Origin of the sequence: Streptomyces sp. CA-181903 (assembly GCF_050937075.1) — a bacterium.
Classification (GTDB): Bacteria; Actinomycetota; Actinomycetes; order Streptomycetales; family Streptomycetaceae; genus Streptomyces.
The window spans coordinates 1,249,156-1,270,842 of sequence record NZ_JBNJLY010000001.1; the positions used below are offsets into that span (position 1 = coordinate 1,249,156).

General features: G+C 72.6%; 18 protein-coding genes and 2 pseudogenes. 3 read left to right on the plus strand and 17 right to left on the minus strand.

Going from position 1 to position 21,687, the window contains the following annotated elements:
- Positions 1-10: 10 nt before the first annotated feature.
- The 11 genes and pseudogenes from ACQEVS_RS05285 to ACQEVS_RS05335 form a co-directional block, all read right to left on the minus strand.
- Positions 11-577: an adenine phosphoribosyltransferase gene (locus ACQEVS_RS05285; RefSeq protein WP_433015864.1), complete on the minus strand. Its 567-nt coding sequence runs from the start codon at positions 575-577 to the stop codon at positions 11-13.
- Complete coding sequence (gene secF / locus ACQEVS_RS05290) at positions 574-1,695, minus strand: protein translocase subunit SecF (protein ID WP_433015867.1); 1,122 nt, start codon at positions 1,693-1,695, stop codon at positions 574-576. Before secF ends, ACQEVS_RS05285 begins: the two co-directional genes overlap by 4 nt.
- 1 nt (position 1,696) lies before the next feature.
- Positions 1,697-3,475: a protein translocase subunit SecD gene (gene secD, locus ACQEVS_RS05295; RefSeq protein ID WP_433015870.1), complete on the minus strand. Its 1,779-nt coding sequence runs from the start codon at positions 3,473-3,475 to the stop codon at positions 1,697-1,699.
- Between the two features lie 147 nt (positions 3,476-3,622).
- Positions 3,623-4,177 carry a preprotein translocase subunit YajC gene (yajC, locus tag ACQEVS_RS05300; RefSeq protein WP_433015873.1) on the minus strand — a complete coding sequence of 185 codons (555 nt, stop codon included), beginning with the start codon at positions 4,175-4,177 and terminating at the stop codon, positions 3,623-3,625.
- A 164-nt stretch (positions 4,178-4,341) separates the two neighbouring features.
- Positions 4,342-5,421, minus strand: a complete 1,080-nt coding sequence (gene ruvB, locus ACQEVS_RS05305; protein WP_433015876.1) for a Holliday junction branch migration DNA helicase RuvB — start codon at positions 5,419-5,421, stop codon at positions 4,342-4,344.
- Between the two features lie 136 nt (positions 5,422-5,557).
- Positions 5,558-6,169, minus strand: coding sequence for a Holliday junction branch migration protein RuvA (gene ruvA / locus ACQEVS_RS05310; protein WP_433015879.1), 612 nt, complete (start codon positions 6,167-6,169; stop codon positions 5,558-5,560).
- Positions 6,166-6,716, minus strand: a pseudogene (ruvC, locus tag ACQEVS_RS05315) (crossover junction endodeoxyribonuclease RuvC). The gene ruvA and the pseudogene ruvC overlap by 4 nt, the downstream one beginning before the upstream one ends.
- A gap of 251 nt (positions 6,717-6,967) precedes the next feature.
- A complete protein-coding gene (locus ACQEVS_RS05320) occupies positions 6,968-7,720 on the minus strand; it encodes a YebC/PmpR family DNA-binding transcriptional regulator (protein ID WP_433015882.1) in 753 nt (250 codons plus the stop codon).
- A 58-nt stretch (positions 7,721-7,778) separates the two neighbouring features.
- Complete coding sequence (gene pdxT, locus ACQEVS_RS05325; RefSeq protein WP_433015885.1) at positions 7,779-8,357, minus strand: pyridoxal 5'-phosphate synthase glutaminase subunit PdxT; 579 nt, start codon at positions 8,355-8,357, stop codon at positions 7,779-7,781.
- A 112-nt stretch (positions 8,358-8,469) separates the two neighbouring features.
- Positions 8,470-9,378, minus strand: coding sequence for a pyridoxal 5'-phosphate synthase lyase subunit PdxS (gene pdxS / locus ACQEVS_RS05330; RefSeq protein ID WP_004942331.1), 909 nt, complete (start codon positions 9,376-9,378; stop codon positions 8,470-8,472).
- 164 nt (positions 9,379-9,542) lie between these two features.
- Entirely contained in the window at positions 9,543-10,097 is a 555-nt protein-coding gene (locus ACQEVS_RS05335; protein ID WP_433015888.1) for a hypothetical protein, read from the minus strand.
- Between the two features lie 234 nt (positions 10,098-10,331).
- On the opposite strand from ACQEVS_RS05335, the gene ACQEVS_RS05340 reads away from it, so the two are divergent.
- Positions 10,332-11,027, plus strand: a complete 696-nt coding sequence (locus ACQEVS_RS05340) for a VC0807 family protein (protein WP_433015891.1) — start codon at positions 10,332-10,334, stop codon at positions 11,025-11,027.
- Positions 11,028-11,489: 462 nt separating this feature from the next.
- Here the strand turns inward: ACQEVS_RS05340 and ACQEVS_RS05345 are convergent, their stop codons facing one another.
- The 3 genes from ACQEVS_RS05345 to pgsA are packed head-to-tail and all read right to left on the minus strand — an operon-like array spanning position 11,490 to position 14,595.
- Positions 11,490-12,926, minus strand: coding sequence for a glycosyltransferase family 4 protein (locus tag ACQEVS_RS05345; protein ID WP_433015894.1), 1,437 nt, complete (start codon positions 12,924-12,926; stop codon positions 11,490-11,492).
- The gene (locus ACQEVS_RS05350) at positions 12,923-13,876 is read right to left on the minus strand and encodes a phosphatidylinositol mannoside acyltransferase (RefSeq protein ID WP_433015897.1); all 954 of its coding nucleotides are present in this window, start codon (positions 13,874-13,876) and stop codon (positions 12,923-12,925) included. Before ACQEVS_RS05350 ends, ACQEVS_RS05345 begins: the two co-directional genes overlap by 4 nt.
- A complete protein-coding gene (pgsA, locus tag ACQEVS_RS05355; RefSeq protein WP_433027287.1) occupies positions 13,873-14,595 on the minus strand; it encodes a phosphatidylinositol phosphate synthase in 723 nt (240 codons plus the stop codon). The genes ACQEVS_RS05350 and pgsA overlap by 4 nt, the downstream gene beginning before the upstream one ends.
- A gap of 311 nt (positions 14,596-14,906) precedes the next feature.
- Between pgsA and ACQEVS_RS05360 the strand changes: the two are divergent.
- Positions 14,907-17,119, plus strand: a pseudogene (locus ACQEVS_RS05360) (elongation factor G-like protein EF-G2).
- A 183-nt stretch (positions 17,120-17,302) separates the two neighbouring features.
- Complete coding sequence (locus tag ACQEVS_RS05365; protein ID WP_433015900.1) at positions 17,303-18,952, plus strand: hypothetical protein; 1,650 nt, start codon at positions 17,303-17,305, stop codon at positions 18,950-18,952.
- A 16-nt stretch (positions 18,953-18,968) separates the two neighbouring features.
- Here the strand turns inward: ACQEVS_RS05365 and ACQEVS_RS05370 are convergent, their stop codons facing one another.
- The 3 genes from ACQEVS_RS05370 to ACQEVS_RS05380 form a co-directional block, all read right to left on the minus strand.
- Positions 18,969-20,210, minus strand: coding sequence for a beta-propeller fold lactonase family protein (locus tag ACQEVS_RS05370; protein ID WP_433015903.1), 1,242 nt, complete (start codon positions 20,208-20,210; stop codon positions 18,969-18,971).
- Complete coding sequence (locus tag ACQEVS_RS05375; protein WP_433015906.1) at positions 20,210-20,998, minus strand: polysaccharide deacetylase family protein; 789 nt, start codon at positions 20,996-20,998, stop codon at positions 20,210-20,212. The genes ACQEVS_RS05370 and ACQEVS_RS05375 overlap by 1 nt, the downstream gene beginning before the upstream one ends.
- 97 nt (positions 20,999-21,095) lie before the next feature.
- A complete protein-coding gene (locus ACQEVS_RS05380) occupies positions 21,096-21,656 on the minus strand; it encodes an HIT family protein (protein ID WP_433015909.1) in 561 nt (186 codons plus the stop codon).
- Positions 21,657-21,687 lie beyond the last annotated feature (31 nt).

The window sequence follows — 21,687 nt, forward strand, 5'->3', positions numbered from 1 at the left end:
TTCCTGCCGGTCAGACGCGGATCAGCGCGTCCACCGGCGCCTCGCCGAGCACCTTCTCCAGCCGCTCGCGGCCGGGGAGGAAGCCCAGCTCCATCAGGACGGCGACGCCCACGGGCTCGGCGCCGGCCCGGCGGATCAGCTGGAGCGACGCCTCGGCGGTGCCGCCCGTGGCCAGCACGTCGTCGATGACCAGGACGCGGTCGCCGGGGGCGAACGCCTCGGCGTGTATCTCGATCTCCGCCGTGCCGTACTCCAGCTCGTACGCCTGCGACAGGGTCGCGCCGGGCAGCTTGCCGGCCTTGCGGACGGGCACGAAGCCGACGCCGGCCCGGACGGCCACGGGGGCCGCCAGGATGAAGCCGCGGGCCTCCAGGCCGACGACCTTGTCGGCCCGGTAGCGGGCGCACAGCTCGGCGAACGCCTCGGTGAGGGCGGTGAACGCCTCCGGGTCGGCGAGCAGCGGGGTGATGTCCTTGAACACCACGCCCGGCTTCGGGTAGTCCGGCACGTCGTGGATGCGGGCGAGCAGCAGCTCGCGCAGGCCCTCCTCGGCGCCTTCGGCGCTCCAGGCGGTCATCGGCGCTTCCCCCCGCGTCCGCCGCGGTTGCGGCTCGCCGGCTGCCGGCGCTGGCCGACCACACCGGCCGGGGAGGCGTCCTGCGGCTCGTCCTCGGCCTCGTCGGCGTCCTGCGGCTGCTCGTCCTGGGCCGAGTCCGCCTTGGCGGCCTGCGCGGCACGCTTGGCGTGCACGCGCCGGGTGAGGGCCTTCATCTGCGGGTCGCGTTCCTTGAGGTCGGCGACCAGCGGGGTTGCGATGAAGATCGACGAGTAGGCGCCGGCCGCGAGGCCGACGAACAGGGCGAGCGAGATGTCGTTCAGCATGCCCGCGCCCAGGAAGCCGCCGCCGATGAACAGCAGACCGGCGACCGGCAGCAGGGCGACGACCGTGGTGTTGATGGAGCGCACCAGGGTGCCGTTGAGGCTGCGGTTGGCGATCTCGCTGTACGTCCAGCGGGTCTGCTTGGTGATGTCCTTCGCGCTCTCCTTCAGGCCGTCGAAGACGACGACGGTGTCGTAGAGCGAGTAACCGAGGATGGTGAGCAGACCGATCACCGTACCCGGGGTGACCTCGAAGCCCACGAGGGCGTAGATGCCCACGGTGATGGTGAGGTCGTGGATGAGGGCGACGAGGGCGGCCAGCGCCATGCGCCACTCGAAGGCGATGGCGAGGTAGATCACCACCAGGACCATGAAGACCGCCAGGCCCGTCCAGGCCTTGTTGGCGATCTCCTCACCCCAGCTGGGGCCGACGATGTCGGTGTTGATCTTGTCGGTGGGGACGCCGAGCTTCTTGGCCAAGGCCTCCTGGGTCGTCCGCGACTTCTCCGCGGTCAGCTCGCTGACCTGGACGCGCAGCTTCCCCTCACCGGTCTTCTGGACGATCGCGGTGTGGCCGGAGGCGGTCTCCACCGTCTCCTTGACGGTCTGCACCGACACCGATGTCTTGTCGGTGGTGTTGAAGATCGCGCCGCCGGAGAACTCGATGCCCATGTTCAGGCCGCGCACCGCCAGGCCGACGATGGCCGTGATGGTGATGAGGATCGAGATGCCGTACCAGATCTTCCGCTTGGCGACGAAGTCGTAACCGACCTCGCCTCGGTAGAGCCGGGCGCCAAGGCTGCCGAGTCGTGACATCTCACGCCTCCTTCGGGTCGACAGGGGCGGAGGGACGACGGCGGGAGGCCCGCAGCGGCGGCTTGGCGCCGAGCCGCTTGGGGTCGAGACCGGACCAGGGGTGGCCGCTCGCGAAGAACTTGCGGCGGGCGAGGAGCGTCATCAGCGGCTTGGTGAACAGGAAGACCACGACGACGTCCAGCAGCGTGGTCAGGCCGAGGGTGAACGCGAAGCCCTGGACCTTGCCGACGGTGACGATGAAGAGCACCGCAGCGGCGAGGAAGGACACGAAGTCGGAGACCAGGATCGTCCGGCGGGCGCGCGGCCAGCCGCGCTCCACGGCGGGGCGCAGGCTGCGGCCGTCGCGGATCTCGTCCCTGACCCGTTCGAAGTAGACGATGAACGAGTCGGCGGTGATGCCGATGGCCACGATGGCACCGCAGACGGCGGGGAGATTCAGGGCGAACCCGATGGCCTTGCCGAGCAACACCATGATCGTGTACGTCAGGACCGCCGAGGCCGCGAGGCTGGCGAGCGCGACGAGCGCGAGGCCGCGGTAGTAGACCACCAGGTAGATGACCACGAGCGCGAGGCCGATGGCGCCGGCGATCAGGCCGGCGCGCAGCTGCTCGCCGCCGAGCGCGGCGGAGACGGTGGTCTCCGTGACGATGTCGAACGACAGCGGCAGGGCACCGTAGGACAGGATGTTGGCGAGGTCGTCCGCGCTGGACTGGGTGAAGTTGCCGCTGATCTCGGCGCTGCCACCCGGAATCGCTGCACGCACCGAGGGGGCGGAAACCGACTGTCCGTCAAGGACGATCGCGAACCGGTTCTGCGGCTCGGGCTTGGCGGCGAGCTGGCCGGTGACGTCGGCGAACTTCTTGGACCCGCTGCCGTTGAACTTCAGCTGGACCTGCCAGCCGGAGGCCCGCTGGGTGTCGAGGGCGGCCTTGGCGTCGGTGACGTCCACGCCCTTGACCGCGACCGGACCGAGAAGCAGCTTCTCCTGGCCGTCCTTGTCACAGACGACGATGTCGTCCTCGGGCTTGGCGAGGCCGGCCTTCTTCGCCGCCTGGGAGCGTGCTTCCTTGGTGGAGCAGTCCAGGGCGGCGAACTGCTTCTGCAGATCGTTGGAGGGGCCGCCCGAGGGCTTGGGGGACGGCGTGGGCGGCTTGGGCGCCTGCGGGGCCTTCAGGGCCTCCGTGACGGCGCGGCCCTGGCTGTGGGACCCGGACGGGGTGGCCGAGGAGCCGGGGGCGGACGCGGTGGGCGTGCCGGAGGGCTTGCCCTTCTTGTCCTTCTCGGCGTCCTTCGCCTTGTCCTTGCTCTTGTCGCCCTTGTCCTTGCCGGTCCCGGAGGACGCGCTCGGCGTGGGCTCGGGCAGCTTGCCGGCGGGCGCGGCGACCAGCACCGGGCGGAAGGCGAGCTGGGCGGTGGTGCCGACCTGCTCACGGGCCTGCTTCGCGTTCGTCCCCTTGGGGATGTTCACGATGATGTGCTTCTTGCCCTGCGTCTGGACCTCGGACTCGGTCACGCCGAGACCGTTGACACGCCGCTCGATGATGCCCGCGGCCGTGTTCATGTTGGTCGTGGTGATCGCGTTGGGCTGGCCCGGCTGGTTCTTCGCCTCGAGCGTGAAGCTCGTGCCCCCCGCCAGGTCGATGCCCAGGCGGGGGGTGGTCTGCCCGGAGGCGAACATTCCCCCGACGAGCGCCACCATGGCGATCAGGATGAAGGCCAGGACTCTGCCCGGCCTGCCCTGGCCGCCCGGGGACCTGCGGCCCTTCTTCGGTGCTGCCACCTTGTCGTTTCTCCCTGTCCAACCGCCCGGCGTCGGGTGTTCGCCGGGCGGCCACGAAGTTTGTGGGGACCTGCCCCCCGCCGGAGCCTAGACCGTCAGCGAACCGCGACGCACCGAGCGGTGGGCACGTCGCGGTTCGGGGTGGGGCTACTTCGCGTCGGAGCCGCCGTCCCGCTTGCCGTCCTTCGGCTCGGCCTTGGGCTCCGCCTTGGCGGCGTCCGCGGGCTTCTCCGCCGTCACGGCCTCGTCCTCGGCGACGGCGTCGGCCTTCGCGGGAGCATCGGCCTTCGCGGAGGCGTCACCGGCGGTGTCCTTGCCGAGGTCGATCTTCTTCTCGCCGGCCTTCTCGGCGGCGTCGTCACCCTCGGTGAGGGACGAGAGGTCGTCCGGGACGACCGGGGCGTCGTCGTCGGACCCCTCGATGCCGTGGATGATGCGGTTGTACTCGTCGTCCGGCAGGACGGCACCGATGGCGTTCTTCGCGTAGATCGCGTGAACGCCCGGGGCGACCTCCAGGAGGACCGAGTCCTCGCTGACCTCCTTGACGGTGGCGTACATGCCGCCGATCGTCCGCACACCGGTGCCCGGCTGCATGTGGTCGCGCATCTGCGCAGCCTGGCGCTGCTTGTTCTTGGCCGACCGGGTCATCAGGAACATGGCCCCGATGAGCACGATGAACGGCAGGAGAGTCACGATATTCACGGGACGGGAATTCCTTCACACGACCGCTTGGGGATGCGGCCTGGTCTACGGGGGTGGTATGCCGCGCCATACGGACGGCATCGGCGGAGTCTAAGCGAGTCCGCACCAATGGAACAACGCCCAGCATGGCACCCCGGTTCCTGGCCGGACCAGCCCCCGCGCCGTCACTCCGTGAACAGGGAACGCTGTCCGGGCCCGCCCTCGCCGACCCCGCCCGCACCCCCGGCGACCTGCGGCGGCACCATTCCCAGGTGCTCCCAGGCGGCGGGCGTCGCGATCCGGCCCCTGGGGGTGCGGGCCAGCAGCCCCTCCCGGACGAGGAAGGGCTCGGCGACCTCCTCGACGGTCTCCCGCTCCTCTCCGACGGCCACGGCCAGCGTGGACAGGCCGACCGGGCCGCCGCCGAACAGCTTGAGGAGCGCGGTGAGCACGGCCCGGTCCAGCCGGTCCAGGCCGCGGGCGTCCACCTCGTACACCTCCAGGGCCTGCGCCGCGATCTCCCGGGTGATCAGGCCGTCGGCCTTCACCTGCGCGTAGTCGCGGACCCGGCGCAGCAGCCGGTTGGCGATCCGGGGCGTGCCGCGCGAACGCCCGGCGATCTCGGCCGCCCCGCCGTCCTCCACGGTCACGTCGAGCAGCCCGGCGGACCGCCGGACGACGCGCTCCAGCTCGGCGGCCGCGTAGAACTCCATGTGCCCGGTGAAACCGAAGCGGTCGCGCAGCGGGGGCGGCAGCAGGCCGGCGCGGGTGGTGGCGCCGACCAGGGTGAAAGGCGGCAGCTCCAGAGGGATGGCGGTGGCGCCGGGGCCCTTGCCGACGATGACGTCGACGCGGAAGTCCTCCATCGCCATGTACAGCATCTCCTCGGCGGGCCGGGACATCCGGTGGATCTCATCGAGGAAGAGGACCTCGCCCTCGGTGAGCGAGGAGAGGATCGCCGCGAGGTCGCCCGCGTGCTGGATCGCGGGGCCGGAGGTGATGCGGATGGGGGCGCCCATCTCGGCGGCGATGATCATCGAGAGGGTGGTCTTGCCGAGTCCGGGGGCGCCGGAGAGCAGGATGTGGTCGGCGGTGGCGCCGCGCTGCCGGGCCGCCTTCAGCACCAGGTCGAGCTGTTCGCGCACCCGCTCCTGGCCGACGAACTCGTCCAGGTCCTTGGGCCGCAGGGCGGCTTCGACGGCCTGGTCGTCATGGTCGGCGACGGCCCCGACGAGCCGATCGCCGGCGGGGGGTTCGAAGTCCACGGTGGCACCTAGCGATTGGGGGCGTTTTCAGCCCGTCCGGCGTTTGAGGACACCGCGCGGAGCGCGGTACGGGGGGCCCGGGGGCGAAGCCCCTCGGGAAACGGTGAAAGGGCGGGGCCGGGGCACAACCCACCGCTCACCGAGCCCGGTTCAGCGTCTGCAAGGCGGCCCGCAACAGCTGCCCGACCTGCGGCGAACCCCCCGCGGCCGCCGCCTGCGGCGCCACGGCCTCAACGGCCTCCTCCGCATCGCGCGGCGCGTACCCGAGCCCGACGAGCGCGGCGTGCAGCTGCTCCTGCCAGCCGGCGGGGGCCGAGGGAGCGGCGGCGGCCGGCGCGGACCCGACCGGCGCCCCCAGCCGGTCCTTGAGCTCCAGCAGCAGCTTCTGCGCCCCCTTCTTGCCGATGCCCGGCACGGCGGTGAGCGCCTTCTCGTCACCCGCGGCGAACGCGCGCCGCAGCGCGTCCGGGGAGTGCACGGCCAGCATGGCCTGGGCGAGCCGCGGGCCGACGCCGCTGGCGGTCTGCAGCAGCTCGAAGGTCTGGCGCTCGTCGTCGTCGGCGAAGCCGTAGAGGGTCAGGGAGTCCTCGCGGACGACGAGGGAGGTGGCCAGCCGGGCCGGCTCCCCCACGCGCAGCGTGGAGAGCGTGGTGGGCGTGCACTGGACGGCCATGCCGACGCCGCCGACCTCGACTACGGCGGTGTCCGGGGCGAGGGCGGCGACGGGGCCGGAGACGAAGGCGATCATCGGGTGCCCTTCGGGAGGCGTACGGGAGCGGTGGTGCGGCGGTGGGCGGCGACCGCCTGCTGGAGGCGGCCCGTGGCCGGGGCCCGCCAGATGTGGCAGATGGCGAGGGCGAGCGCGTCGGCGGCGTCGGCCGGCTTGGGGGCGCGTCGAGCCGGAGCAGCCGGGTGACCATGGAGCCGACCTGCGCCTTGTCGGCCCGTCCCGAGCCGGTGACGGCCGCCTTGACCTCGCTGGGGGTGTGCAGGGCGACGGGCAGCCCGCGGCGGGCGGCGCACAGCATGGCGACGGCGCTGGCCTGGGCCGTGCCCATGACCGTGCGCACATTGTGCTGGCTGAACACCCGCTCGACGGCGACGTACTCGGGCCGGTGCTCGTCCAGCCACTCCTCTATGCCGCGCTCCACGAGCACCAGCCGCTCGGCGGTGTCCGCCTCGGCGGGCGTCCGGACGACGCCGACGCCCAGCATGCGCAGCGGGCGTCCCGCCGTGCCCTCGACGACGCCGACACCGCACCGTGTCAGCCCCGGGTCCACCCCCAGCACGCGCACCGCGCCCCTCCTTCGGTCAACTGTTCCGGCAGGCTACCGGGCGGCACTGACAACGCCCCGGACCGACAGCGCGACGGGCCGACGGGAGGTGTCCCGTCGGCCCGTCGACGGCCGCTCGACTGCCGTGCGCCAAGCGCCCGTTGAAGATCACGCGCCTGCCGGAAGCCAGGCGTCCGCCAAGGATCAGGCGCCGCCGGGGGGCAGACGCCCGCCAGGATCTGGCGTCCGCCGGAATCAGGCGTCCGCCGGAATCAGGCGTCGACCTTCGCCATGACGTCGTCGGAGACGTCGAAGTTGGCGAAGACGTTCTGCACGTCGTCGCTGTCCTCCAGGGCGTCGATCAGCTTGAAGATCTTGCGCGCGCCCTCCTCGTCCAGCTGCACCTGCATGGTGGGGACGAAGTTGGCCTCGGCGGAGTCGTAGTCGATGCCCGCCTCCTGGAGCGCGGTGCGGACCGCGACCAGGTCGGTGGCCTCGCTGAGGACCTCGAAGTTCTCGCCGAGGTCGTTGACCTCCTCGGCACCCGCGTCCAGGACCGCGCCGAGGACGTCGTCCTCGGTCAGCTCGCCCTTGGGGACGATCACGACGCCCTTGCGGTTGAAGAGGTAGGAGACCGAGCCCGGGTCGGCCATCGAGCCGCCGTTGCGGGTCATGGCGACGCGGACGTCACCGGCGGCGCGGTTGCGGTTGTCGGTGAGGCACTCGATGAGGACGGCCACGCCGTTGGGGCCGTAGCCCTCGTACATGATCGTCTCGTAGTCGGCGCCACCGGCCTCCAGGCCGGCACCGCGCTTGACCGCGGAGTCGATGTTCTTGTTCGGAACCGACTGCTTCTTCGCCTTCTGGATGGCGTCGAAGAGCGTCGGGTTGCCATCGATGTCGGCGCCGCCCATCCGGGCCGCGACCTCGATGTTCTTGATCAGCTTCGCGAAGAGCTTGCCGCGCTTGGCATCGATCACGGCCTTCTTGTGCTTCGTCGTAGCCCATTTAGAGTGGCCGGACATCCGCCTGTCTCCTTCGCGTAACCCATACTGAACGAACGACAGAGATCCTACCGGGATCTCAGTGCCGCGCGGCGCGGACCATGTCCACGAAAAGGGCGTGCACCCGGTGGTCTCCGGTCAGCTCCGGGTGGAAGGACGTGGCGAGCACGTTCCCCTGGCGCACGGCCACCGTGTGGCCGTCGTGCACGGCCAGGACGTCGACGTGCGCCCCGGTGGACTCGACCCAGGGCGCCCGGATGAAGACGCCTTCGACCGGGCCGCCCGGCACACCGGTCATCCCGACCGACGCCTCGAACGACTCGTTCTGGCGGCCGAAGGCGTTGCGGCGCACGATCATGTCGATGCCGCCGAGGGTCTCCTGGTCCTCACGGCCGTCCAGGATCTTGTCGGCGAGCATGATCATGCCGGCGCAGGTGCCGTAGACCGGCATCCCGGACCGCACCCGCTCGCGGAGCGGCTCCAGCATGCCGAAGGCCACGGCCAGTTTGGACATGGTGGTGGACTCGCCGCCGGGTATCACCAGGCCGTCGACCTCGGCGAGCTCCTCGGGACGGCGGACCGGACGGGCCGTCGCGTCGGCGGCCGCCAGGGCCACGAGGTGCTCGCGGACGTCGCCCTGGAGGGCGAGGACACCCACAAGGGGGTGGAACCGGTGGTGGGAGTGGACACGGTCGTCCTGCCTCTCGGTCGTACGGGCCGGTGGGCGGCCCGCGCCTGTGCCGCGGGCCGCCCACCGGGGACTGCGGGGACTACCAGCCGCGGTTGGCGTACCGCTCGGCCTCGGGGAGGGTGTCGCAGTTGATGCCGACCATGGCCTCGCCCAGATTGCGGGAGGCGTCCGCGATGACCTTCGGGTCGTCGTAGAAGGTGGTGGCCTTCACGATGGCCGCGGCGCGCTTGGCCGGGTCGCCGGACTTGAAGATGCCGGAGCCGACGAAGACGCCCTCGGCACCGAGCTGGCGCATCAGCGCGGCGTCGGCCGGGGTGGCGACGCCACCGGCGGAGAACAGCACGACCGGCAGCTTGCCCAGCTCGGCGACCTCCTTGACCAGCTCGTAGGGGGCGCGCAGCTCCTTGGCGGCGGCGAAGAGCTCGTTGTTGTCGAGGGCGCGCAGCTTGCCGATCTCGTTCTTGATCTGGCGCAGGTGGCGGACGGCCTCGACGACGTTGCCGGTGCCGGCCTCGCCCTTGGAACGGATCATGGCCGCGCCCTCGGCGATGCGGCGCAGGGCCTCGCCCAGGTTGGTGGCACCGCAGACGAACGGGGTGGTGAAGGCCCACTTGTCGCTGTGGTTGACCTCGTCGGCCGGGGTCAGGACCTCGGACTCGTCGATGTAGTCGACACCGAGCGACTGGAGGACCTGGGCCTCGACGAAGTGGCCGATGCGCGACTTGGCCATCACGGGGATGGAGACGGCGCCGATGATCTCTTCGATCATGTTCGGGTCGGACATCCGGGCCACGCCGCCGTCCTTGCGGATGTCGGCCGGGACCCGCTCCAGGGCCATCACCGCGACCGCGCCCGCGTCCTCGGCGATCTTCGCCTGCTCGGCGTTGACGACGTCCATGATCACGCCGCCCTTGAGCTGCTCGGCCATGCCGCGCTTGACGCGCGCGGTGCCGGTCTCGGGGTTGGGGGACGTGCTGGTGGTGGACACGATGCGACCTCACTATCCGGGGCGTTGATACTGCAGCGTCATCAAAGCCGTCCGGGCGGTGGGGTGAAAGAGCCAATTTCGGGTGGGTGGCTTGTGCCGGGTGGAGGGTGGCCCGTTCGGCGGCGCCGGTACGGGGTCCGGGCCGGCGCCGTCCCGCCCGGCCGTCAGCCGCCCGGCCGGTCCACGAGGGCCGCGGGCGGCTCGTCGTCCATCTCGAAGGCCAGCGGGAAGGGGGCGTGGCCGGCCAGCCGGAACCAGCGCACCACCCGGTGCCGGCGCACGGCCCGGGCGGCGCGGACCGCGTCGTTGTGGAAGCGGCGGGCCATCGGCACCCGGCGGACCGCCTGGTCGAGCTCCACCAGGGACTCCTCCCCGCCCGGCGCCTCGCGGACGGCCGTCGTCTGCGCGGTCTCGGCGAAGACCGCGCGCAGTGCCTGGCTCAGCTCGCTCTCGGCGACCTCCCGCTGCTCCTCCTCCGCCTGCCGGGCCGCGTGCGCGGCCTGGTAGAGGACGATCGACGCGGCCGGGTCGAGGACCCCGGCGGTGGCGAGCTCCTGGGCGACCGAGGCGCGGCGCAGCAGTTGGGCGTCCAGGGCCGCGCGCGCCGCGTCGATGCGGCTGTGCAGCCGGTCCAGGCGGCCGGCGGTCCAGCTGAGGTGGATGCCGACGAGGACCAGGGCGGCCACCGTCCACACGAAGATCCAGAGAGAATCCGTCACGCCGGGTCACAGTACCCGCCCGGGCGGCGGTCGACGGCCACCCTCCCCCGGCTCCCCGGGCGGCCTCTCCACCCGTGGGTGGACGAGGGGTGGAGACGGGTTTCGGAGGAATCGACCCGTGCTCCGATCCGTCTCCACCCGGCCCGCGCCTAGCGTCGTGAGTGGCAGAACTCCGGCCCGCGGGGCGGGGTTCCACCACTCCCGGGGAAACCGTCGAGGCTAGGGGGTCGTCCCATGCGACCGCACGTTCCGCGCGCCAGGCGCGCCCTGCTCACCACACCGCTCGTCGTCATCGTCCTCCCGCTGGTGCTGTATTACGTGCTCCGCGCCCAAGGAGCGCCCGTGTGGCAGGCGTTGCTGCTCAGCAGCCTTCCGCCGGTCGCGCACTCCGTGCGGGCGGCTCTCAGGGACCACCGGGTCGGATACCTCGACCTGCTGGTGATCGGCCTGCTGGTGATATCCGCGGCGACCTCGCTGGTCAGCGGGGATCCGCGGGTGCTGCTGCTGAAGGACGCGGCACTCCCGGCGGCCCTCGGGCTGGGCATGGGAGCGACGCTGTGGGCCGCCCGGCCGTTCGCCTTCCAGTTCGGCACCCAGTTCCGCTCGGGCGCGGCGGCCGAGCGGGCGGAGCGGTACTGGCGGGAGTCCCCCGCCTTCCGGCAGGCACTGCGGTCACTCACTCTGCTGTGGGCCGCCGCGGAACTGCTCGACGCGCTGCTGAGCACGACGGAGGCGCTGGTCCTGCCCGTCGACGCGGTACCGCTGCTGGGCCGCGTCCAGTCACTGGCCGTCGTGGGCGCGGTGGCGGTCCTCAGCATCCGCCGCAGCCGACGGTTCCGCGACCGGCACGGAATACCGCTGTTCGGCTTCCGGGAGCCGGCGGGGGCGGAGGAGGCGGAGATACGGGATCGGGCCCCGGACCCGGTGTGAACCGAGGGCCAACGGGCGCTCAGGCACGCTGAGCCGGGAAGTCCGGGGAGCTCGCCGTTCGGTTCCGCGTCCGCCGGGCCGGCGGACGCGGAACCGAACGGTGGCGAAGCCGCCGAGGCCGACGGCCGGGTGTTCAGGACCGGGACGGAAGGCCGGAGCCTCGCCGGGCTGTGGAGCTCGGCGGCGGCCCCGAGTCCCGGAGCCGGTACGGGGGTTCGGCTCCGAGACCGGGTGCCGGCCGGCGCGGGAGTGTGTTCCAGCCCTCGGCGCCGTCGGGAGAGGGCACGTCGGCGCCCGGCCGGTGGCGAAGAGCGGGCCCGGGGCCCGAGAACCGGACAGGGGATCGGAGTGCGGGAAGTGAGGAGAGGCGAGATCGGGCCCCGCTCCGGGCCCTGAAGCCTGGAGCGGACGGGACCTGGGCCCGGGGGCGCCGGATACCGGGCCGCACGGCCCGGCCCGGTGTCAGTCCCGGGCGAGGCCCAGCCGGGCTCGCAGGCCGGTCCGTTCGTCCGTGGCCACGGAGGCCGCTCCGGTGGTGACCGTTTCGTAGACGGCGAGGATGTCGGCGCCGACGGTCGACCAGTCGAAGCGCCGGACGTGCCGGCTGCCCCGCTCGCTCAGCTCCGCCCGGCGGGCGGGGTCGGCGAGGAGACGGACGGCCGCGGCGGCCAGCGCGTCCGCGTCCTCGTTGGCGAACAACTCGCCCGCGGCGCCCCGGTCGAGGACCTGGGCGAAGGCGTCCAGGTCGCTGGCGAGCACGGGAGCACCGGCGGACATGGCCTCGACGAGGATGATGCCGAAGGACTCGCCCCCGGTGTTGGGGGCCACGTAGAGGTCGACACTGCGGAGCAGCCGGGCCTTGTCCTCGTCGCTGATCATGCCGAGGAACTCGACGGCGTCCCGCGCCTCGGAGGGCAGGGCGGCGACGGCCTCCTCCTCGTCCCCGCGGCCGGCCACCAGCAGCCGGGTGCCGGGGCGTTCGGCGAGGATCTTCGGCAGGGCACGCATCAGGACGGGCAGGCCCTTGCGGGGCTCGTCGATCCGGCCGATGAAGCCGATCGTCGCCGGGCGGCCGGGATCGGGGGACGGAGCGTCGGGGAGGGGGCGCGGACCCGGTCCGCCGGTCCCTCGGGCACCGGAATCCGGTTCGCCGGACAGGACCGCGGCCGACAGCGGCGCCCCCGGCTCCGGGATGGAAGGCCCGGCGTCATCGCCAGGCGCCGCCGCACCGGGAATCGGGGGCGCGACGGAAGCCGGAGGAGTGCCGGGAGCCGGGAGCACGCCCGTACGCCCGTCCTCGCCGGTGCTGCCGTGGGCACCGGTGCCCGCACCCGTGCCCACGCCGGTCCACTCCGGGCGCGGCTCGGCGCGGGCGAAGAAGTCGACGTCGACGCCGTTGGGGATGACGACCGCGTCCCCGCCCAGGTGCTCGACCAGGGTCCTGCGGGCGTACTCGCTCACGGCGATGCGCGCGCTGATCTTCTCCAGGGCGGGCTGGAGGATCGGATAGGCGGCGATCATCGCCCGGGAGCGGGGGTTGGAGGTGTGGAAGGTGGCGACGATGGGCCCCTGGGCGGCCCAGCAGGCCAGCAGTCCCAGCGAGGGAGAGGTGGGTTCGTGGATGTGGATGACGTCGAAGTCGCCGTCGTGGAGCCAGCGGCGCACCCGGGCGGCGGAGAGGAAACCGAAGTTGAGCCGGGCCACCGAGCCGTTGTAGGGGACGGGAACGGCCCGGCCGGCGGAGACCACGAACGGCGGCAGCGGCGTCCCGTCGTCCGCCGGGGCCAGGACGGAGACCTCGTGCCCGCACCGGATGAGGTGCTCGGCGAGGTCGCGGATGTGGAACTGCACGCCGCCGGGCACGTCCCACGAGTAGGGGCAGACGATCCCGATCCTCACGACGCCTCCGTCCCGGGGCCGGCGTCCGCACCCGACCCGCCGCCGACGCGCGCGCCGCCGCCCGCCGGGGCCAGGTCGGCGAGCCAGAGGCGCTGGAGCATGTGCCAGTCCTGTGGGTGCTCGGCGATGCCGGAGGCGAACGCGTCGGCCAGGGCCTGGGTCATGACGGCGGCCTTCTCCGGGCGGGTGCCGGTCTCCGGGACCTCGACGGGCGGGTGCACCCGCCCCTGGAGCACCGGGGAGCGGTCGTACCAGAGGGTGACCGGCAGCAGGACGGCGCCGGTCTGGACGGCCAGCCGGGCCGGGCCGCCGGGCATCTTGGCGGCCTCGCCGAAGAAGGAGACCTCTATGCCGTGGGCGGACAGGTCGCGGTCGGCGACCAGGCAGACCAGCCCGCCGGCCCGCAGCCGGCGGGAGAGGACGCCGAAGGCGGTGCCCCCGGCGTGCGGGAGGACCTCCATGCCCAGGCCCTCGCGGTAGGCCACGAACCGGTCGTAGAGCGACTCCGGCTTCAGCCGTTCGGCGACGGTGGTGAAGGGGACGCCCAGCCGGGTGGTGACCCAGGCGCCCGCCAGGTCGTAGTTGCCCATGTGGGGCAGGGCCAGGACCACGCCGCGCCCGGCGGCCAGTGCCTTCTCCAGGTGCTCCAGGCCCTCGGGCGCGAAGCCGGCGCGGACCCGCTCGCGGCTCCAGGCCGGCAGCCGGAAGGACTCCATCCAGTAGCGCATGTAGGAGCGCATGCCCTCCCGGGAGAGCCGGGCGAGGCGGGCGGGCGAGGCGTCGGGGACGACCCGGGCGAGGTTGGCCTCCAGCCGCAGCACCCCCTTGCCCCGGCGCCGCCAGGCGACGTCGGCGATCTCACGGCCCAGCCGCGCCGCCACCGGTTCCGGGAGCCGCTTGACGGCACCCCACCCCAGCCCGTACAGGGCGTCCGTCAGCTGGTCCTTCACCCGGCCTCTCCCCCTCCCACCGGCAGCGCGGCGTCCGCTTCGGCCGCCTCGCGGCGGACGGTCACCACGCGCTGGATCAGTGTCACGAGGCTGCCCGCGGCCACGATCCACAACGCGATCGGCAGCAGTACCTGGATGCCGGGGACGCCGAACTTGTGCAGCCCGGAGAGCCCGCACGCCACCAGCGAGATGACCAGCCGCTCCGCACGCTCGACCAGGCCGTTGACCTTCACCGGGAGGCCGATGCTCTCCCCGCGCGCCTTGGTGTACGACACCACCTGGCCGCTGGCGAGGCAGAAGATCGACACCGCGCACAGCAGGATGCTGTGCCCCTCATAGGTCGCGTACCACAGGGCGAGGCCGCCGAAAATGGCCGCGTCGGCCACCCGGTCCAGCGTGGAGTCGAGGAACGCCCCCCACCGGCTGGAGCGGCCGAGCTGCCGCGCCATGTTCCCGTCGACCAGGTCGGAGAAGACGAAGAGGGTGATGGTGACCGTGCCCCAGAAGAACTCGCCCTGGGGGTAGAAGACCAGCGCTCCCGCCACCACACCACCGGTACCGATGAGGGTCACCGCGTCGGGACTGACGCCGAGGCGGATGAGCAGGGCGGCGAACGGCGTGAGAACACGCGTGAAGAACGCACGCGCGTACTTGTTCAGCATGGCCTTCCCGGAGGGTCGTGTGCGGGCCGGTGGCCGAAGGGCCACCGGCTGGCCCATCGTAGCCAGGCCGCGCGCGCCCGCCGCGCCCGCGTCGGGCACCTCGGCCATGGCACGGATCACTCCGCCGGCGCCCGGCCCCCGCCCCGGCCGCTCCCCCCGCCCCGGCGCGCGCCCCCGCCACCCCCGCCGCCCGACGCCGCCCGCCGCGACCGGGGCGCGCCACCCGAATGGGCGCGCTCCCCCGGGGAGCGCCGACGGCGGCGCGCGCCGGGGCGGGCGGTCGCGCCACCGTGTGCGACGTATGGACGCAGCGTGACCACGGTGGAAAGCTCGAAGGATCGCAAGGTGTCAACCGGAAGGCGAGGCACATGGGCGAGAAGACGAACCACACCGGTCACCCCGGGGCCGCCGGCAGAGCAGCGGCGGCCGACCGGCCCGGCGACCTACGCAACGTGGTGCTGGTCGGCCACAGCGGTTCCGGCAAGACGACCCTCGTGGAGGCACTGGCCCTGGCCACCGGCGCGGTCACCCGCGCGGGCCGGGTCGAGGACGGCGCCGCCCTCTCCGACTACGACGAGATAGAGCACCGCCAGCAGCGCTCGGTGCAGTTGTCGGTGGTCCCGGTGGAGTGGTCGGGCATCAGGATCAACCTGTTGGACACCCCGGGCTACGCCGACTTCGTCGGGGAGCTGCGGGCCGGGCTGCGGGCGGCCGACGCCGCGCTGTTCGTCGTGTCGGCGGCGGAGGGCGGCGAGGGCGTCTCCGGCGCCACCCGTGCCCTGTGGGAGGAGTGCGCGGCCGTGGGCATGCCGCGCGCGATCGTGGTGACGCACCTGGAGGCGGCGCGGGCGGACTTCGGCGCCATGACGGAGACCTGCCGCGCCGTCTTCGGCGGCGACTCCCCCGAGAGCGTGCTGCCGCTCTACCTCCCGGTGCACGGCCCCGAGGGCCCCGACGGGCACCGGCCCGTCACCGGCCTGACCGGCCTGCTGTCCCGCCGCGTCTTCGACTACGCGGCCGGCGAGCGCGCCGAGACGGAACCCGGCCCGGACCTGCTGCCGGTGCTGGAGGAGGCCCGCAACCGGCTCATCGAGGGGATCATCGCCGAGAGCGAGGACGAGACCCTCATGGACCGCTACCTCGGCGGCGAGGACATCGACGTCAAGACCCTGATCGAGGACCTGGAACGGGCGGTGGCGCGCGGCTCGTTCCACCCCGTGCTGCCCGCCGCCCGGCCGTGGACGGCGCCCGTCAGGGGCTGGGCACGGTGGAGCTGCTGGAGCTGGTCACCGGCGGCTTCCCCACTCCGGCCGAGCGCGAGATCCCGGCGGTCACCGGGCTCGACGGCGCCCCGCTGCCCGCGCTGACCTGTGACCCGGCCGGTCCGCTCGCGGCCGAGGTGATCAGGACGGCCTCCGACCCCTATGTCGGCCGGATCTCGCTCGTCCGCGTCTTCTCGGGCACCCTGCGCCCCGACGAGACCGTGCACGTCTCCGGCCACGGCCTCGCGGACCGGGGGCACGAGGACCACGAGGCGGACGAGCGGGTCGGCGCCCTCTCGTCCCCGTTCGGCAAGCAGCAGCGCCCGCTCCCCCAGGCCGTCGCCGGCGACATCGCCTGCGTCGCCAAGCTGGCCCGGGCCGAGACCGGCGACACCCTCTCCTCCCCCGCCCGGCCGCTGCGCATGGAGCCCTGGCTCATGCCCGACCCGCTGCTGCCGGTGGCCATCCAGGCGCACAGCAAGGCGGACGAGGACAAGCTGTCGCAGGGCCTGTCCCGGCTGGTCGCCGAGGACCCCACGATGCGGCTGGAGCACAACCGCCACACCCACCAGGTCGTCCTCTGGTGCCTCGGCGAGGCCCACCGGGACGTGGCGCTGGAGCGGCTGCGCTCCCGCTACGGCGTCCGGGTCGACGTGGTGCCGCACCGGGTGGAGCTGCGGGAGACGTTCGGCGGGAAGGCGGCCGGGCGCGGCCGGCACGTCAAGCAGTCGGGCGGCCACGGCCAGTTCGCGATCTGCGAGATCGAGGTGGAGCCGCTGCCGGGCGGTTCGGGCATCGAGTTCGTGGACAAGGTGGTCGGCGGCGCGGTGCCGCGGCAGTTCATCCCCTCCGTGGAGAAGGGGGTGCGGACGCAGGCGGCGAAGGGGGTCGTCGCCGGCTGCCCGCTGGTGGACGTCCGGGTCACCCTCCTCGACGGCAAGGCGCACTCGGTGGACTCGTCCGACGCGGCGTTCCAGACGGCCGGCGCCCTCGCCCTCCGCGAGGCCGCCGCCGCGGCCCGGGTGCACCTGCTGGAACCGGTGGCGGAGGTACGGGTGCTGGTCGCGGACGAGTTCGTGGGCCCGGTCATGAGCGACCTGTCCGGGCGGCGCGGCCGGGTGGTGGGCACCGAGCAGTCGCCGGGCGGCCGGACACGGATCCGCGCGGAGGTGCCCGAGCTGGAGATCGGCCGGTACGCGGTGGACCTGCGCTCGCTGTCGCACGGCACGGGCCGGTTCAGCCGCTCGTACGCCCGGCACGAGCCGATGCCCCCGCAGCTCGCCGACCGCGTACGCGAACAGCAGCAGAACGGCGCATAGTTCACAAGCCGCCCACTCCAACTCGTTCCGGAGCGGGCGGCTTTCCCATCTGCTGCGACAGGCGACGGTCCGCACCGTTACGCTGGGCACGCGGCCCTCCGGCGTCCACCGCACCGGCAACGAGCGCGGAAGGACAGCCGGTCCGGGCCGTCGCAGCAGCGGCGTGCGCCTTGGGGGGCATCAGTGACAGACGGGTTCGACTTCAGCCCGGGCGCCCAGATCCCCATCTCGGGCGGGGCGGGGCAGACCGCGGCGACGCAGGCGCTCGCCTCCGCCGCCTACCGCGACGGGCCGATGGAGGAGCTCCTCAAGGCCAACTCCGACTGGGCCAACTCCTCCGTCAAACCGCCCCGCATCTCCCTCTTCGAGCCCAACCTCGGCGAGGCGTTCGCCCGCGCCGTGCAGCAGCGCATGCTCGGCGGCGGCCGGAAGCCCCTCATCCAGTCCTTCGGCACCGAACCGCAGGTCATCGTCGAGCACTGCCTCGCCGCCAGCCGCATCCGCAGACAGCGCGACGCCCGGCTGACCGTCCTCATGCTGGTCTTCGGCGTGCTCTTCCTGCCCGGCGTCCTCATCTGGCTCGGCGTCTTCCAGCTCCGCCGCACCCTCGCCGGCGCACAGGACAAGCGCATCGGCGCCCTCGGCACCGCCCTCCTGCTGGTCCTCGCCGTCCTCGGCGCCGTCCTCATGGTCAAGATGCCCTTCCACGGCTTCCTCGGCCTCTACCTCCGCGCCATGATGGTCGCCCCCATCATCGGCTGGGCCTGGGCCAAGACCATCTGCGAACGCACCGCCAGGGACCTCCGCGGCCGCTGGACCGGCCTGCTGGACGGCGGCGGCATCGGCGCCAAGATCCCCGAGGCCGTTCCCAAGAACCCCGGCGAGAGCGCCGCCGAACAGCTCCGGCAGAACCTGGAGCGCCTCTCCGCCGAGCAGAAGAGCAACATCGTCTTCTACGCCGGCCCCAAGGGCATACTCGGCATGGGCACCCGCTGGGGAAGCTGGCAGCTCGCCGAGGAACTGGCCCCCGCCGACCCCGAGAAGGAGATCCACCCCTTCCGCAGCTGGGACATCATGCGCGCCGTCCACGACCAGCTGCGCCTGCTCGAACGCACCCCCATCAACACCGGCGGCCTGACCCCGCCCTTCGTCGAGCACTGGGTGGTCTGCCCGATCGGCGAGGGCGCCGGCGCCGTCTCCCGGCCCGCCGACGCGGACGCCTCCTTCCAGATAAGGGGCGCCGCGCTCCAGAAGATCTGCAACGAGCAGCACTTCGGCAGCGGTGACCGCCACTACCTCGGCGTCCAGTTCGTCCTGTGGGACGGCCAGTTGGTCATCACCCTGCTCATCAACGTGACCGTCCTGCACAAGACGCTGCGCATCGAGGTCACCGGCCACGCCCTCGGCCCGATCCACCCCGTCTTCAACGGAAAGCCGAAGACCCGCACCAAGACCTTCCGCAAGGGCATCAAGTTCTGGGAGACCTGGGAGCGCCAGCTTCCCGTCGTCGAGGCCCGCGAGGTCGTCCGGCTGGCCGCCCGCGCCCCCCTCACCTATTACCCGCCGCTGCTGGAGCACTGGGGCGGCAAGCTCGTCCTCCCCGAGCCCTTCGGCCTGCGGCACGCCTGGGCCGACAAGCCCTGGCGCCACCGCTTCATGGCCGACGACGCCCTGCGGGCCGCCACCCCCGTCCTCCGCGTGGTGCACGAGACCGCCGTGCGCTTCCTCGCCGAACACGGGGTGAACACCGAGCGCTTCAGCAGCCGCGCCGGCAACCTCAGCGGCGCCGTCCAGGACCTGTCACCCCGTCAGGCCGACGTCTACAACGCGTAGCAGGACGAGGCGGGGCTCACCGGAAGATGCCGGTGTGCCCCAGCGAGTACCGCCCGGGCTGCGGGTAGACGGCGAGCCCGTGCGGCCCCGCGCCCACCGGGATCCGGGCGATCTGATGCCCGTCCGTGGTGTCGATCGCGTACACCTCGCCGTTGTAGCGCCCGGACAGCCAGAGCACCTTGCCGTCCGCCGACACCCCGCCCATGTCCGGGCTGCCGCCGTCCGGCAGCTCCCACTTGTGCACCAGCTTGCGGCTCTTCAGATCGAGCACCGAGATCGACCCCTCGCCCCGGTTGGAGATGTACATCGACTTGGAGTCCCGGCTCACATACAGGCCGTGCGCCCCCTTGCCGGTGGGCATCAGCCACGGCTCGGTGAACTTGTCCCCGTCCAGCACCCACAGCCCGTCGGCCATCATGTCGGCGATGTACCAGGTCCGCCCGTCCGAGGCGATCTTCACGTCCTGCGGCATCGCCCCGTCGAACGGCAGCTTCTGCTGGCCGATGACCTTCATCTTCTCCGTGTCGACCTTCAGCAGCTCGCCCGAGAACTCACAGGAGACGATGAAGTACCGCCCGTCCGGCGAGAAGTCCGCGTGGTTGACGCCCAGACAGCTCACCGGAACCGTCTTCTTCCGCTTCATGGTGTGCGCGTCCCGGAACACCAGCTCCCGGTCCATCGACGCCATCACCACCGCGTATTTGCCGTCCGGCGTGAAGTAGAGGTTGTACGGGTCGTGTACCGCCACCGTCTTCCCCGCCCGGCCCGTCGCCGGGTCGATCGGCGTCAGCGTGTGCCCCCGGTCGTTGTTGACCCACAGCGTCTTCAGGTCCCACGACGGCACCACGTGCTGCGGCTGCGACCCCACCGGGATCGTCTCGATCACCTTGTACGTCTTGGGATCGATGACGCTGACCGTGTCCGACTCCGTGTTCGGCACGTACACTCGGGACGGGAAGTCCTTCACCACCGGGGACAGCGCGTTCGGCCGGTCCGCCGCGTACACGTCGTTCGGATCCAGCAGCGGCGGCATCCCCGGGAGCCCCTGCGGCACCCCTCGCGCCGCGCCCTGCCGCTGCTCTTGGTGCGGACGGCGGCCGGCGGCCTCGTCGCTGCTGCCGCCACCGCAGCCGGCCGCGGCCAGCAGCACCCCGCCGACGGCGAGCACCGCGATCCGGCGGAGCCCGCGCGGCAGCCTGCGCGGGCGGGAACACGGAAGGGAACGGGGACGGGGACGGACGTGCGAGAACTGGATCATCAGGTCAGCAGCTCCGATGTCGTCACCGCGCGCAGACCGCGGCGGTGCAGGCCGTCGAGGATCGCGGGCAGCGCGGCCACCGTGCCGGCGTGCCCGAAGTGCAGACTCACCACCGACCCCGGACGCACCTCGTCCAGCACGGCGCGCCCGACGGCCGCCGCGCCCGGATCGGTGAAGTCGAGGGAGTCGACGTCGTACGACAGGACGTGCGGATACCCCGCCCTGCGCGCCAGCGCCACCACCTGCTCCGTGGCGAGCCGCGTCTTCGAGGGCCGGAACCAGCGACCGATCCCGCCGGTCAGCCGGCGCAGCCGCTCCGCACACTCGGTGATCTCGGCGTACGCGGCCTCGGCGCTCATCGAGCAGATGTCCAGGTGGCGCATGGTGTGGTTGCCGAGTTCATGTCCGCCGTCCAGCACCCGGCGGGCCAGCTGCGGCTGGGCGTCCAGCCAGTCCCCCACCGCGAGCACGGTCACCCGCGCCCCCGCCCGTTCGGCCTCGGCCAGGCAGCCGGTCGCGGTGCCGGCGTCGCCCCGGCCGTGGAAGGTGAGGGCGACGGCTTGCCGGTCGCGCGGCCCGTTCTCGATCTGCGCGGGCAGCCCGGCCGGCAGCGGGGGCAGGGCGGGCGGACGGACGCCGGGGCCCGGCGGCGCCGCTCGTTCGGAGGCCCGTGCCCCGGCGGCGGGCCTCCGCTCCTCGTCACAGCCGACGAGCGGTGCCCCCGCCAGTCCGGCGAGGACACCGCTCGCGGCTGCGCGCAGCAGGGTACGGCGATGCGGGAAGGTCACCGCACCATTAGAGCTTTTTTGTCTGGATTCGGGGTGATTTTCGGCTCATGCGGTCGGCGCGTGTCCCCGCCTCACCCCCGGCCGGCACCCCGCAGGACTATGCCTCCGGCCAGACGTCGGCCAGCATCTTCCGCGTGTCGGCGAGGAGTTGGGGCAGCACCTTGGTGTGGCCGATGACCGGCAGGAAATTGGTGTCCCCGCCCCAACGGGGGACGACGTGCTGGTGCAGGTGCGCGGCGATCCCCGCCCCCGCGACGCCCCCCTGGTTCATCCCGATGTTGAACCCGTGCGCCCCGGACGCCTCACGCAGCGCCCGCATCGCCCGCTTGGTGAAGTCGGCCACCTCGACCGTCTCCGCCGCGTCGAGCTCCGTGTAGTCGGCGACGTGCCGGAACGGGACGACCATCAAGTGTCCGCCGTTGTAGGGATACAGGTTGAGCACCGCGTAGACGCGCTCGCCCCGGGCGATGATCAGCCCGTCCTCGTCCGACTTCTCCGGAATGGAGCAGAACGGGCAGCCGTCGCCGGCACCGGGCCCGCTGGGCTTGTTCTCCCCCTGGATGTAGGCCATCCGGTGGGGCGTCCACAGGCGCTGGAAGGCGTCCGGGGACCCGACTCCGATCTGCTGCTCCGGCTCACTCGTCATGGTGAGCAGCATATTCCTTGGCGGAGACGCGGCGAGGGGCGGC

Coding starts and splice junctions, on each gene's coding strand:
- ACQEVS_RS05340 (WP_433015891.1), top strand. CDS start 10,332: ATGCGACCGCACGTTCCGCGCGCCAGGCGCGCCCTGCTCACCACACCG.
- secF (WP_433015867.1), bottom strand. CDS start 1,695: ATGTCACGACTCGGCAGCCTTGGCGCCCGGCTCTACCGAGGCGAGGTC.
- ACQEVS_RS05370 (WP_433015903.1), bottom strand. CDS start 20,210: ATGATCCAGTTCTCGCACGTCCGTCCCCGTCCCCGTTCCCTTCCGTGT.
- ACQEVS_RS05380 (WP_433015909.1), bottom strand. CDS start 21,656: ATGCTGCTCACCATGACGAGTGAGCCGGAGCAGCAGATCGGAGTCGGG.
- pgsA (WP_433027287.1), bottom strand. CDS start 14,595: ATGGGCCAGCCGGTGGCCCTTCGGCCACCGGCCCGCACACGACCCTCC.
- ruvA (WP_433015879.1), bottom strand. CDS start 6,169: ATGATCGCCTTCGTCTCCGGCCCCGTCGCCGCCCTCGCCCCGGACACC.
- ACQEVS_RS05285 (WP_433015864.1), bottom strand. CDS start 577: ATGACCGCCTGGAGCGCCGAAGGCGCCGAGGAGGGCCTGCGCGAGCTG.
- ACQEVS_RS05320 (WP_433015882.1), bottom strand. CDS start 7,720: ATGTCCGGCCACTCTAAATGGGCTACGACGAAGCACAAGAAGGCCGTG.